This window comes from Thermomonas sp. HDW16, from assembly GCF_011302915.1.
GTDB lineage: Bacteria > Pseudomonadota > Gammaproteobacteria > Xanthomonadales > Xanthomonadaceae > Thermomonas.
On the sequence record NZ_CP049872.1, the window covers coordinates 366,013 to 378,588 of the forward strand.

Sequence of the window (12,576 nt, forward strand, 5' to 3'; positions counted from 1 at the left end):
CGCCGGATCGCCTGTCCCTGCGGTCAGGCGACGGTCGGGTCCTTGAGCGAGGCGAGTAGGAACATGCGCGCCTTCTGCCAGTCGCGGCGCACGCTGCGTTCGGAGCGTTGCAGCAAGGCGGCGATTTCGAGCTCCGACAGGCCGGCGAAATAACGCAGCTCCACCACCTGGGTCAGCCGCGGCTCGACCGCATGCAGCCGCGTCAGCGCGGTATCCAACCCCAGCATGTCTTCGTCAAGGCGCAGGCCGCCCTCGATGTCTTCCGGCAGGTCGGTCACCCGGTGTTGGTCGCCGCCGCGCTTCTGCGCCAGCCGCTGGCGCGCGTAATCCACCACCACGCTGCGCATCGCCGATGCCGCATAGGCGAAGAAATGCGCGCGATCGTCGAACTGCGCGGCACCGCTGCCGCGGCCGATCAGTTTCAGGTAGGCCTCGTGCACCAATGCGGTGGCGTCCAGCGTGTGTCCATGCTGGCCGGCCAGCTGGCGGCGCGCCATCGAATGCAGTTCCTGGTACAGCGTTGCAAGCACGCGATCCATCGCGCTGCGGTCGCCATCGCGCGCGGCATCGAGCAGGACGGTGATCTCGCCGGATTCGGTCATTGCAGCAACGGACAGGGGGCGGGGGAGTCCCGACTATAGCCCGGAGCGGTCGGACTCGTAAAAGCGACGACCGGCCGGCGGTGTTTTCAGCGTTGGCAGTGCCCGCACCAGACGCTGGCCCGTTGCCCGATCGACGCCTGTTTCAATGCGCGTCCGCAGCGCGGGCAGGGTTCGCCACCACGACCGTAGACCAGCAGCTCCTGTTCGAAGTAGCCGGGCGCGCCGTCCGGGCTGATGAAGTCGCGCAGGGTGGTGCCGCCACGGTCGATGGCGTGCGCCAGGATCAGTTTCACCGCGTCCGCCAGTGCGACGTAGCGCGCCCGCGACACCTTGCTGGCTTCGCGCAACGGCGAGATGCCGGCGATGAACAAAGCCTCCGCCGCGTAGATATTGCCCACGCCGACGACAACGGACTGGTCCATCAGGAAGGCCTTCACCGGTGCGCTGCGGCCGCGGCTTCTTGCAAACAAATACTCGCCATCGAACGCATCCGACAGCGGTTCCGGCCCCAGTCCCGTCAACAGTTCATGGGTTTCGCCCGGTGCCTGCCACAGCAGGCAGCCGAACCGGCGCGGATCGTTGAAGCGCAGTACCCGTCCGGAATCCAGGGCGATGTCGACATGGTCGTGCGCACGCACCGGCGTGTCTCCTGCCAGTACGCGCAGGCTGCCGGACATGCCCAGGTGCAGCAGCGCGCTGCCGGCAGCGGTGTCCAGCAGCAGGTATTTGGCACGGCGGCGGATGCCGTCGATGCGCTGCTCGGGTAGCAACTCCTCGACCTCGCGCGGGATCGGCCAGCGCAGGTCGGGGCGCCGCAGCAAGACGTGCTCGATCCGCCTGCCGGTGACATGCGGCAGCAAGCCGCGGCGGGTGGTTTCGACTTCGGGAAGTTCGGGCATGTGGCCATGATGCCGCCGCTCGCGTTCATGGGCGAGTCCGGCACGCGTGGCATCATGGGCCTGCGTCTCTCCGGCGCGTGCAGAGACTCCCCCGCAATGCCCGCTTCGTTGATCGATTTCCTCGCCAGTGGCCTGCTCCAGTTCGGCTGGCCGGCGATGTTGCTGTACCTGCTGGTGGTGACCCAGATCACCATCTTCACCGTGACCCTGTACCTGCACCGCAGCCAGGCGCACCGCGGCGTGGATTTCCATCCGGTGATCGCCCATTTCTTTCGCTTCTGGAGCTGGCTGACCACCTCGATGATCACCAAGGAGTGGGCGGCGATCCACCGCAAGCACCACGCCAAGTGCGAGACCGAGGAAGACCCGCATAGCCCGATGCACAAGGGCATCGGCACCGTGTTCTGGAAGGGCGCCGATTTGTATCGCGAGGCGCGCCTGGACCGCGCAAGCATCGAGCAGTACGGCAAGGGCTGCCCGGACGACTGGATCGAACGCAAGCTCTACACCCGCCATGCCACCCTCGGCGTGGTGTTGCTGCTGTTGGTCAGCTTCGTGCTGTTCGGCTTCAAGGGCGTCGCCGTGTGGGCGATCCAGATGGCGTGGATCCCGCTGTGGGCCGCCGGCGTGATCAACGGCCTGGGCCATTGGTGGGGCTACCGCAACTTCGAGACCACCGACACCGCCACCAACCTGACCCCGTGGGGCGTGTGGGTGGGCGGCGAGGAGCTGCACAACAACCACCACGCCTTCCCGTCGTCGGCCAAGTTTTCCTTGCGCAAGTGGGAGTTCGATATCGGCTGGGCGGCGATCAAGCTGTTCGCCACGGTGCGCCTGGCCAAGGTGTTGCGCGTGGCACCCACGCTCAACCTGCGCCCGAACATCGCGATGCCGGATACCGAAACGGTCAAGGCACTCGTCGCGCACCGCTTCCAGGCGATGACCGACTACCAGCGCAACGTGTTGAAACCCGCATTGCGCGAGGAAGCCGCGGCCGCTGGCGCGAAGCTGCGCGCGTTGTTGCCGCGCAAGCTGCGCAAGGGCATCGCCGACGATGGCCGCTGGCTCAAGCCCGATGCGCGCGAACAGCTGCAGGCGTGGGTCGCCTCACGCCCGCGGATCAAGACCCTGGTCGAATATCGTGCGCGCCTGGCCGACGTGCTGGAAAGCCGCGGTGCGGATGCGAGCGAACGCCTGCGCCGACTGCAGGCCTGGTGCGTTGAAGCCGAAGCCAGCGGCGTGCGCGCGCTGCAGGACTATGCGGCGCGACTGCGCGGTTACGCGCTGGTGCCGGCCTGAAGTGAAGCTGTGCATCGCCATCGGCGTGCTGGCGTGTTCATTGCCGATGGCGGTGAACGCGCAATTGCAGCGCAGCGGTGACTATCTTTCGAAGATGGACGCGGACCGCGACGGCCGCGTCTCGCTGGTCGAATACCAGGATTGGTTGAGCTATGCGTTCGATGGCATGGATCGCGACCGCGATGGCGTGCTGTCGGCGGCAGAGCAACCCGGCGGTCGTGGCAAGCCGTTGAGTAGGGCGGAACACCGCGCACGGCTGGCGGAGCGCTTCCGCAAGCAAGACGTCAACCGCGATGGGTTCCTGAGCGCGAAGGAGCTGGCTGCGCCGCCGCAGTAGCGTGGGTATTGGGCTGCTTTCGGCGGCGGTTTCAACCGGTCAACGCAACAGCCTGTCGGTAACGCTCAATTGGCGTCTCAAAGTTCAGCGTCTTGCGTGGCCGTTCGTTCAAGCGCCTAGCCACTTCATCGAGCTGGGTCTGGGTGAAGCCTGACACGTCGATTCCCTTCGGGAAGTACTGCCGCAGCAGGCCGTTGGTGTTCTCGTTCGACCCGCGCTGCCAAGGGCTCTGCGGATCGCAGAAGTAGACCTGGATGTCCGTGGCCAAGGTGAAGCGACGATGGTCGGCCAGCTCCTTGCCGCGATCCCACGTGAGCGACTGGTACAGCTGGTTCGGCAGCTGGCGCGCATGTTCGATCAGCGCGTCAACCACCGTCCTCGTGTCCTTACGATCGACCTTCACCAGCATCACGTAGCGCGTGCTGCGCTCAACCAGCGTGGCGATCTGGCTGTTGCCGCTGCCGAACAGCAAGTCGCCTTCCCAGTGCCCGGGAACGGCCCGATCCTCGACGTCGGCGGGCCGCTCGCGGATCGACACGGTGTCGCAGATTCGGCCGTGGTCTGCCGTCTTCTGGGTGTGGTGGCGGGAACGACGCATCGCCCGCGTCCGCCGCAGGTGCTCCAGGAGCTCTTTCTTCAGCGCGCCGCGCGACTGGATGAAGAGCGTGCGGTAGATCGTCTCGTGGGACACCTGGCAGGCCGCATCATTGGGGTAGGTGCGCATCAGCCAACCGGCGATCTGCTGGGGTGACCACTGCTGTTGCAGCTTGTCAGCCACCCGTTTCGCCAGCGCAGGATGCAGCGCCAGCTTACAAGTCTTCGGACGATGCGCCCGGTCCCACGCCGCCTGATCGGCGTGGCTGGCGCGGTACCGCTCGGCGCCGCCATTACGCAGGATCTCGCGGCTGATCGTCGACGGAGCCCGGCCAAGCGTCGTTGCAATCGAGCGGATCGAATGCCCAGCCACCAGCGCCCGCGACACATCTTCGCGCTCGGCTAGGGTTAAGGCGCGGACCGACCGGCAGCGAGCCGGCGGGCGGATACCACCAGTCGCAGCAAGAATCCCGCGCACCGACGTGTGGTGTCTGTCGAACAGCCTAGCGATCTGGTGGAGTGACTCGCCCTTCTGCCAGCGGTCCCACATCAGGCCCTTCTGGGTATCGGTGTATTGAATCCGGGTTCTTCGCTTCAACCGCAACACTCCCGCTGCCTGGGCAGCTAGCCATGTGTTGCATTGATCGTATGAAACCGCCGTCGAAAGCAGTCCCAATTAATACGCCCGGCAATGCCGGGCGTTTTCGTTGGCCATTAGGCGGGCGCTTACCAGATCTTCACCCGCTCTTCCGGCTTCAGGAAAAGTTTCTGGCCGTCGGTGACTTTGAAGGTGTCGTACCACGCATCGATGTTGCGGACGGTCAGCGCACGCCAGCGGGCGGGGGCGTGGCCGTCGCCGATCACCTGCGCGCGTAGAGAGGCATCGCGCTGCTTGGCGCGCCAGGCTTGGGCGAAGGCGAGGAAGAAACGCTCGTCGCCGCTCAGGCCGTCGATCACCGGCGCTTCCTTGCCGCCAAGCGACTTGTGGTACGCGGTGTAGGCGGCTTGCAGGCCGGCGACATCGGCGATGTTCTCGCCCAGCGTCTGCTTGCCGTTGAGGTGCAGGCCGGGTAGCGCTTCGTATGCGTCGTATTGCGCGACCAGCTTGTCGGTGGCTGTCTTGAAGTGGGCGGCGTCTTCCGGCGTCCACCAGTTGCGCAGGCGGCCTTCGCCATCGAATTCCGAGCCGAGGTTGTCGAAGCCGTGGCTGACTTCATGGCCGATCACCGCGCCGATCGAGCCGTAGTTCGCGGCGGCATCCGCAGCCGGATCGAAGAACGGCGCTTCAAGGATCGCGGCGGGGAAGTTCATCGCGTTCTGCAGCGGCAGCTGCACCGCGTTGACCGTTTGCGGGGTCATCCACCATTCCTTCTTGTCCGGCGTCTTGCCGAGCTTGGCGGTCTGGTGGCGGTATTCGGCTTCTTCCGCGCGCAGCGCATTGCCCAGCGGATCATCGCGCTTCACTTCGAGCGAGGAATAATCGCGCCACGAATCCGGATAGCCCACGCCGATCAGCATGGTTTCCGCCTTCGCCTTCGCGGTCTTCTTCGTGTCCGGCGTCATCCATTCCAGCTTGTCCACGCCTTCGCGGAACGTGGCCAGGATGTTCTTCACCATGTCCTCGACCTTGGCCTTGGACGATGCCGGGAAGTACTGCTTGATGTAGAGCTGGCCGATGGCATCGCCCAATGCGCCGTCGGTGGCGCCGATGCCGCGCTTCCAGCGATCGCGCTGTTGGGTGGTGCCCTGCAGCTGCTTGCCGTAGAAGCCGAAGCTGAGGTCGGCATACGCCTTCGGCAACAGCGCGGCGCTGTGGTTGATCGCGTGGAAGTGCAGGTAATCCTTCCACGCCTGCAGCGGTTCGCTGGCGACGAGTGCGGAAAGCTTCTTGATGGCATCGGGCTGCCAGGCGAACACGGTCTGCTGGCCGGACAACTTCGCGGCATCGAAGAACGCGGCCCAGTCCATGCCCGGCGCATTCTTCGCATAGTCCGCCATCGCCCACGGGTTGTTGGCCTTGTGGATGTCCTGGCTGTCGACCACGTTGGCGTGCGCCTTGGCGATCTTCATTTCCAGGTCGAAGATGGCCTTCGCTTTCTTGTCGGCATCCGCATCGCCGGCAAGTTTCAGGATGCTCGCGATGTACGCCTGGTAGGCCGCGCGATTGGCCGCCATGTCCTTGTCGGTTGCGAGGTAGTACTCGCGATCCGGCATGCCCAGGCCGCCCTGCATCAGGTAGCCGACGTTCTTCGACGGGTCTTCCAGCGCCTGCGCCACGAACAGGCCGAACAGGTTCTCGGTATAGAAATTGGTTGCGTTCAGCGGGTCGGTGTCCGCGCGCAGGCTGCCGCCCAGCCAGCGCGACAACGCGGCCTTGTCGGCGATCGCATCAACGCCGTCCAGCTTCGCCTGCAGCGGCGCGAGCCCGCGCGTTTCGATGCTGGCCTCGTCCATGTACGCCGCGTAGTAGTCGGCGATCTTGCGCTCGTTGCTGCCGGCGGCGGGGTTGGCCTTGTCCAGGCCCTGGATCAGGTCGGAGAGGCGTTTTTCGGCTTTCTCGAACACGTAATAGCCGGTGCTCATGCTGGCGCGGTCGGCCGGGATTTCGGTGACCTTCTTCCACGCGCCATTGGCGTATTCGTCGAAGTCGTCGCCGGGCTGCACGGCCTTGTCGATGCCGGCCAGGTCGATGCCGGAGGTCGGCGCGGCCGGCGCTTCGACGGTCACCGGTGTTGCGGTCTTGTCGGCGGAAGGCGCGCGCTCGCAGGCCGCCAGTGAAGCAAGGATGGCAAGCGCCAGCGCGGCGCGGCGGAGGGACGTGGAAGGCATGCGGGGAACCTCGCGTGGATGACTCGCGCATCCTGCGCCGATTCGCATTTTGAACATGTGCAGGAAGTCAGGCCGACTGCAAAAAACGAACGCCGGCACTGGGCCGGCGTTCGCGCATCCACGGGGGAGGATGGCTTACTTGGTGATGTCCACGTCTTTGGTCTCGCGCAGGAACAGTGAGCCGATCACGAAGGTCATCAGCGCGATGATCACCGGGTACCACAGTCCCTGGTACATATTGCCGGTGGCCGCGACCAGGCCAAACGAGATGGTGGGCAGGAAGCCGCCGAACCAGCCGTTGCCGATGTGGTACGGCAGCGACATCGAGGTGTAGCGGATGCGGGTCGGGAACAGTTCCACCAGCCAGGCGGCGATGGGCCCGTAGACCATGGTCACGTAGATCACCAGGATCCACAGCAGCAGCAGGACCATTGGCTTGTTGATGCGCGCCGGGTCCGCCTTTTCCGGATAGCCGGCCGCGGTCAACGCGCCCTTCAGTTCCTTGCCGAAGGCGTCCGACTTGGCCTTGCCCTCGTCCTTGGTCAGGCCCGCGCCTTCGAAACCAGCCACGTCGGTGCCGCCGATGCTCACCTTCGCCACCGAGCCGGCCGCTGCAGGCTGGATGGTGTACGGGATGCCGGCCTTGGCCAGCGCCGTCGCCGCGATGTCGCAGGAGTTGGTGAACACCTTCTTGCCGATCGGATCGAACATGAAGCTGCAGGTGTTCGGGTCGGCATGGATCACCGCCGGTGCATTGGTGCGCGCTTCCTCCACGCCCGGGTTGGCGAAGTGGGTGAGCCCCTTGAAGATCGGGAAGTAGGTGAGCGCGGCCAACAGGCAGCCGGCCATGATGATCTTCTTGCGGCCGATCTTGTCCGACAACCAGCCGAACACCACGAAGAACGGCGTGGCCAGCAACAGCGCGCCTGCGATCATCAGGTTGGCGGTGGTGCCATCGACCTTCAGCGTCTGGGTGAGGAAGAACAGCGAATAGAACTGGCCGCCGTACCAGACCACGGCCTGACCGGCGGTGGCGCCGAACAGTGCCAGCAGCATCAGCTTGCCGTTGCTGGAGAACAGGCTGTCGCGGAACGGGGTCTTGGCGACCTTGCCTTCGTCCTTCATCTGCTGGAACAGCGGCGATTCGCTCAATTGCATGCGGATCCACACGGACACGCCAAGCAGCGCGATCGACACCAGGAACGGGATGCGCCAGCCCCAGGCTTCGAAGGCTTCGTTGCCCAGGTACACGCGGCAGCCAAGGATCACAAGCAACGACAGGAACAGGCCGGCCGTCGCGGTGATCTGGATGAAGCTGGTGTACAGGCCGCGCTTGCCGTTCGGTGCATGCTCGGCGACATAAGTCGCCGCGCCGCCGTACTCGCCGCCCAATGCCAAGCCCTGCAACAGTCGCAGGATGATCAGGATGACCGGCGCAGCCACGCCGATGCTGGCGTAGTTGGGCAACACGCCGACCAGAAAGGTCGACAGGCCCATGATCACGATGGTGACCAGGAAGGTGTATTTGCGGCCGATGCGGTCGCCCAGGCTGCCGAAGAAGGCCGCGCCGAACGGACGCACGAAGAAGCCGGCCGCGAACGCGAGCAGGGCGAAGATGAAGCCGGTGGTCTCGTTGACGCCGCTGAAGAACTGCTTGGCGATGATCGCGGCCAATGAGCCGTACAGGTAGAAGTCGTACCACTCGAAGACCGTGCCCAAACTGGACGCGAAGATGACCTTCTTGTGACTCTGGGTGAGCGCGCCCGAAGGCGACGCGTTGGCGGTAGTGCTGGACATGGACGCCTCCCTTAGAAGCTGTACTTGACGGTGGTATGGATGCGGCGCAGGTCGCCGTCGGCGCCGCTTTCGAGCTCGCGGTTGCCGAAGATGAGTTCCGCGCCGATGTCGAGTTTCGGGAACGGGCTGTAGATCAGGTTGGCGTGGATCGACTGCGCGGACTTGGTCACGCCGAAGCCGGTCCAGTCGGTGTCGTTGTCGAACTGCGCGCGCGAGAACATCAGGTTGCCGCGCAGTTTCGGATCGAACACATGTCGCCAGGCCACGAAGCCGGCGAGCACGCCGGTCGATTCGATGTCGCCGCTGGTCGCATCCAGCGTGCCGTCCGCGCCCAACGCGAAACCGACGTAACGGCCGATGCCACTGCCGCCGGTGAGCATGTAGCGGATGTCGTCGGTCTTCGACACGTTGTACTTGCCGGACACGCTGGCGCCGAAGCCGGTGCTGCTGGCCTCCGTCGTCGCGGTTTCATGGCGCAGTTGCCGCGCCAGGCCGGCCACGCTGAAGTGGCCCCAATCCCCCTTCCTGGTGAAGCGCGCGGTCACGTCGGGCATGTTGCCGTCGTCGCTGGTGGTGCGTGCGGTAGTGCGATAACCGCCGACCACGGTCTGCGGATTTTCCAGCGCGACGGAGAATGCGCCGCTGGTGTAGCGCAGTTGCGCCTGGCGCACGAAGGTGGTGCCTTCGGTCGGGCCCACGAAGTCCACCGCATCCGGCAGCGCGGCCACGTCCTGGAAGTTCGACCACGTCTGGCCTGCCAGCCACTTGTCCCAGCTCACGTAAGCCTGGCGCAGGGTCACGCCATGCGTGTTGGTGGACGCCTGGTTGCCGAGGTTCGACATCCCGCCGCCGAACAGGTCGAATTCCAGGTAGGCGCGGGTCTTGTGGCCTTGCACGTCGCCATCGGCGGCGAACCAGAAGCGCGAGAACTGCGCATGGGTATCGATGTCGCCGCCGGATTCGTCGCTGCCGCCGACCGGGATCGCGCCTGGCAGATAGAACATGCGCCCGGCGCTGCCGTCGGCGATCTCGCCGTCGCTGGTATCGGTGTACATCGCATCCAGCTTGATGAAGCCGCCAAAGCTGAAACGGCCATCGGGATTACCGGCAACAAGAATGGGCGACGACTGGATTTTCGGCTTGCCATCGACCGGTGCGGCCTGCGCCACGCGTACCTGGTCAAGCGCGGTCTGCGTTTGCGTCAGTGTCGCTTGTTGCTGCTGTTGGGCGCCGACTAGCGCCTGCACTTGCGCCTCAAGTTGCGCAATGCGCGTCTCAAGCTCCTTTTCTTTCGCGGTCTGTGCGAAGGCCATGCCCGGCAGTAACAGGGCTGCGGTGATGGCAAGCGCGAGTCGCTTGCGGGTTTTGCTTGCGTCCATCGTTCCCCTCCCAGAGGCGTCATTGGTCACGGAACCGAGCCTGCACGCCCCGCGCATGCCCGCCTATTCGCCTTTGGTCGCAAATGCACGTCGCTTACGACCAATGTCTACACCGCCGGCCAACGCACGCGGCGCTAAACTCGGATACAGGCATTGCATTGCAGGAATCCCGCCATGAGCGTTGATCTGTATCCGGTTCCCGACGACTTCGCGGCCAAGGCGACGATTCGCCGCGACGATTACGAGCGGCTCTACGCGGAATCGCTGCGCGATCCGGATGCGTTCTGGGGCGAAGCTGCCAAGCGACTGGACTGGATGCGCGCGCCGACCCAGGTGAAGGACGTCAGCTACGCGCTGGAGGATTTCCATATCCGCTGGTTCGCCGATGGCGAACTGAATGCCAGCGTGAATTGCCTGGATCGCCACTTGGCCGCGCGTGGCGACAAGGTCGCGCTGGTCTTCGAGCCGGATTCACCCGACGCAGAGGCGCAGCGCATCACCTATCGCGAGCTGCACGCACGCGTCTGCAAACTGGCCAATGCGCTGCGCCACCTTGGCGTGCAGAAGGGCGATCGCGTCACCATCTACTTGCCGATGACGCCGCATGCAGTGGTGGCGATGCTGGCCTGCGCACGCATCGGCGCGGTGCATTCGGTGGTGTTCGGCGGCTTCGCCCCGCAATCGATCGCCGATCGCGTGCAGGATTGCCAATCGAAACTGATCATCACCGCGGACGAAGGCCTGCGTGGCGGCAAGAAAGTGCCGCTGAAGGCGAACGTGGATGCGGCGTTGAAGTTGCCGGGCACCAATACGGTGGAAACCGTGTTGGTGGTGCGGCACACCCACGGCGCGGTGGACATGCAGATGCCGCGCGACCGTTGGTACGACGCGGTGGTCGATGCCCAGCCGGACGCATGCGAACCCGAACGCATGAACGCGGAAGACCCGCTGTTCATCCTCTACACCTCGGGCAGCACCGGCAAGCCGAAGGGCGTGCTGCATACCACCGGCGGCTATTTGCTGTGGGCGAGCTACACGCACGAAGCGGTGTTCGACCTGAAAGACGACGACGTGTTCTGGTGCACAGCGGACGTGGGCTGGGTCACCGGCCACAGCTACATCGTGTACGGGCCATTGGCTAATAGTGCGACCGAGGTGATTTTCGAAGGCGTGCCGAATTTTCCGGATGCCTCGCGCTTCTGGCAGACCATCGACAAGCACCAGGTCACGATCTTCTACACCGCGCCGACCGCGATTCGCGCGCTGATGCGCGAAGGCGATGCGCCGGTGAAGAAGGCCGCGCGCACTTCGCTGCGGTTGCTCGGCACGGTCGGCGAACCGATCAATCCGGAAGCCTGGCGCTGGTACTTCGAGGTGGTCGGCGATGGCCGTTGCCCGATCGTCGATACCTGGTGGCAGACCGAAACCGGTGGCATCCTGATCTCGCCATTGCCCGGCGCGATCGACGCGAAGCCCGGCTCGGCGACGAAACCCTTCTTCGGCGTGCAACCCGCCATCGTCGATGCCGAGGGTCGAATGCTCGACGGTGCGACCGAGGGCAACCTGGTGTTGCTGGATTCATGGCCGGGGCAGATGCGCACGGTGTACGGCGACCACCAGCGTTTCATCGACACCTATTTCAAGACATATCCCGGCAGCTACTTCACCGGCGATGGTTGTCGTCGCGATGCCGATGGCTATTACTGGATCACCGGTCGCGTGGACGACGTGATCAACGTCAGCGGCCATCGCATCGGCACCGCCGAAGTGGAAAGCGCGCTGGTCTCGCACCACGACGTGGCCGAGGCCGCGGTGGTCGGCTTCCCGCACGACATCAAGGGCCAGGGCATCTACGCCTACGTGACGTTGAAGGAGGGGATCACTGCCAGCGATGAATTGCGCAAGGCGCTGGTGCAGCAGGTGCGTAGCGAGATCGGCCCCACCGCCACGCCGGATCACATCCAGTGGGCGCCCGGCCTGCCGAAGACGCGCAGCGGCAAGATCATGCGCCGCATCTTGCGCAAGATCGCGGAGAACGCGCCGGACCAGTTGGGCGATACCAGCACGCTGGCCGATCCGTCCGTGGTGCAATCGCTGGTCGACGAACGCCAGGTGCGATGATCGCGCTCCTGACGAAAGCAACGATGCGCGCATGCCGACGATCCTGATCGCCGACGACCATCCGCTGTTTCGCGAGGCCATGCGCCACGCGGTGGGCCGCATCCTGCCGGATGCCGTCTTGCACGAAGCCGACAGCGCCGACGCGCTGTACGCACTGGTCGATGCGAATGCGGATGCCGACCTGCTGCTGCTCGACCTCAACATGCCCGGCGTGCAGGGTTATGGCGCGCTTGTCCACCTGCGCGGACTGCATCCGCAGTTGCCCGTGGTGGTGGTTTCCGGGCGCGAGGAGCCTGTGGTGATCCGTCGCGCGCTGGAACACGGTGCGGCGGGCTTCATTCCGAAGTCATCCGATTCGGCGACGATCGCGACCGCGCTGTCGCGCGTACTCGAGGGCGAACGCTGGATCCCGCCTGGCGTACCGACTGGTGAAGCGATCCAGCCCGAAGAACGCGACGTCGCCCGCCGCCTGGCCGAGCTCACCCCGCAGCAATTCCGCGTGCTGCAGATGCTGGCGACAGGCCAGCTCAACAAGCAGATCGCCTACGCGCTCAATGTTTCCGAAGCCACGATCAAGGCGCACATGACCGCGATCCTGCGCAAGCTCGGTGCCAGCAATCGCACACAGGCGGTGCTGATCGCCGGCAAGCTGGCGCTTGATCCCGACAGCGTGGTGCTGCCGGACGAAGACGCCGACTAGCGCGTACCCACCATGTGCG

Annotated in this window: 10 protein-coding genes; 4 read left to right on the forward strand and 6 right to left on the reverse strand. The window is 65.0% G+C overall.

Annotated elements, in window-relative coordinates; genetic code table 11:
- Positions 1–23 precede the first annotated feature (23 nt).
- Positions 24–602 (reverse strand): ECF-type sigma factor, encoded by a 579-nt coding sequence (locus tag G7079_RS01590; RefSeq protein WP_166054913.1) that lies wholly within the window; start codon positions 600–602, stop codon positions 24–26.
- 86 nt (positions 603–688) lie between these two features.
- Positions 689–1,501, reverse strand: coding sequence for a bifunctional DNA-formamidopyrimidine glycosylase/DNA-(apurinic or apyrimidinic site) lyase (mutM, locus tag G7079_RS01595; protein ID WP_166054915.1), 813 nt, complete (start codon positions 1,499–1,501; stop codon positions 689–691).
- A 96-nt stretch (positions 1,502–1,597) separates the two neighbouring features.
- Between mutM and G7079_RS01600 the strand changes: the two genes are divergently transcribed.
- Entirely contained in the window at positions 1,598–2,800 is a 1,203-nt protein-coding gene (locus G7079_RS01600; RefSeq protein WP_166057798.1) for a fatty acid desaturase, read from the forward strand.
- 46 nt (positions 2,801–2,846) lie between these two features.
- Positions 2,847–3,137 (forward strand): hypothetical protein, encoded by a 291-nt coding sequence (locus tag G7079_RS01605; RefSeq protein ID WP_240906300.1) that lies wholly within the window; start codon positions 2,847–2,849, stop codon positions 3,135–3,137.
- A 31-nt stretch (positions 3,138–3,168) separates the two neighbouring features.
- Here the strand turns inward: G7079_RS01605 and G7079_RS01610 are convergent, their stop codons facing one another.
- The 4 genes from G7079_RS01610 to G7079_RS01625 form a co-directional block, all read right to left on the reverse strand.
- Positions 3,169–4,329, reverse strand: a complete 1,161-nt coding sequence (locus G7079_RS01610) for an IS30 family transposase (RefSeq protein WP_166054920.1) — start codon at positions 4,327–4,329, stop codon at positions 3,169–3,171.
- A gap of 128 nt (positions 4,330–4,457) precedes the next feature.
- A complete protein-coding gene (locus G7079_RS01615) occupies positions 4,458–6,560 on the reverse strand; it encodes a M13 family metallopeptidase (RefSeq protein WP_166054922.1) in 2,103 nt (700 codons plus the stop codon).
- A 135-nt stretch (positions 6,561–6,695) separates the two neighbouring features.
- Positions 6,696–8,357 carry an MFS transporter gene (locus G7079_RS01620; protein ID WP_166054925.1) on the reverse strand — a complete coding sequence of 554 codons (1,662 nt, stop codon included), beginning with the start codon at positions 8,355–8,357 and terminating at the stop codon, positions 6,696–6,698.
- 11 nt (positions 8,358–8,368) lie between these two features.
- Positions 8,369–9,736 carry a DcaP family trimeric outer membrane transporter gene (locus tag G7079_RS01625; protein ID WP_166054927.1) on the reverse strand — a complete coding sequence of 456 codons (1,368 nt, stop codon included), beginning with the start codon at positions 9,734–9,736 and terminating at the stop codon, positions 8,369–8,371.
- A gap of 174 nt (positions 9,737–9,910) precedes the next feature.
- Between G7079_RS01625 and acs the strand changes: the two genes are divergently transcribed.
- Together acs and G7079_RS01635 are read left to right on the forward strand one after the other, a co-directional pair.
- On the forward strand, positions 9,911–11,857 hold the full coding sequence (acs, locus tag G7079_RS01630) for an acetate--CoA ligase (RefSeq protein ID WP_166054929.1): 1,947 nt from the start codon (positions 9,911–9,913) through the stop codon (positions 11,855–11,857).
- 31 nt (positions 11,858–11,888) lie between these two features.
- Positions 11,889–12,557, forward strand: a complete 669-nt coding sequence (locus G7079_RS01635) for a response regulator transcription factor (RefSeq protein WP_166054931.1) — start codon at positions 11,889–11,891, stop codon at positions 12,555–12,557.
- Positions 12,558–12,576: the final 19 nt, after the last annotated feature.

Bases quoted from the DNA above. Each gene is read 5' to 3' on its own strand.
- G7079_RS01590 (WP_166054913.1), bottom strand. From the start codon at position 602: ATGACCGAATCCGGCGAGATCACCGTCCTGCTCGATGCCGCGCGCGAT.
- mutM (WP_166054915.1), bottom strand. From the start codon at position 1,501: ATGCCCGAACTTCCCGAAGTCGAAACCACCCGCCGCGGCTTGCTGCCG.
- G7079_RS01600 (WP_166057798.1), top strand. From the start codon at position 1,598: ATGCCCGCTTCGTTGATCGATTTCCTCGCCAGTGGCCTGCTCCAGTTC.
- G7079_RS01605 (WP_240906300.1), top strand. From the start codon at position 2,847: ATGGCGGTGAACGCGCAATTGCAGCGCAGCGGTGACTATCTTTCGAAG.
- G7079_RS01615 (WP_166054922.1), bottom strand. From the start codon at position 6,560: ATGCCTTCCACGTCCCTCCGCCGCGCCGCGCTGGCGCTTGCCATCCTT.
- G7079_RS01620 (WP_166054925.1), bottom strand. From the start codon at position 8,357: ATGTCCAGCACTACCGCCAACGCGTCGCCTTCGGGCGCGCTCACCCAG.
- G7079_RS01625 (WP_166054927.1), bottom strand. From the start codon at position 9,736: ATGGACGCAAGCAAAACCCGCAAGCGACTCGCGCTTGCCATCACCGCA.
- acs (WP_166054929.1), top strand. From the start codon at position 9,911: ATGAGCGTTGATCTGTATCCGGTTCCCGACGACTTCGCGGCCAAGGCG.
- G7079_RS01635 (WP_166054931.1), top strand. From the start codon at position 11,889: ATGCCGACGATCCTGATCGCCGACGACCATCCGCTGTTTCGCGAGGCC.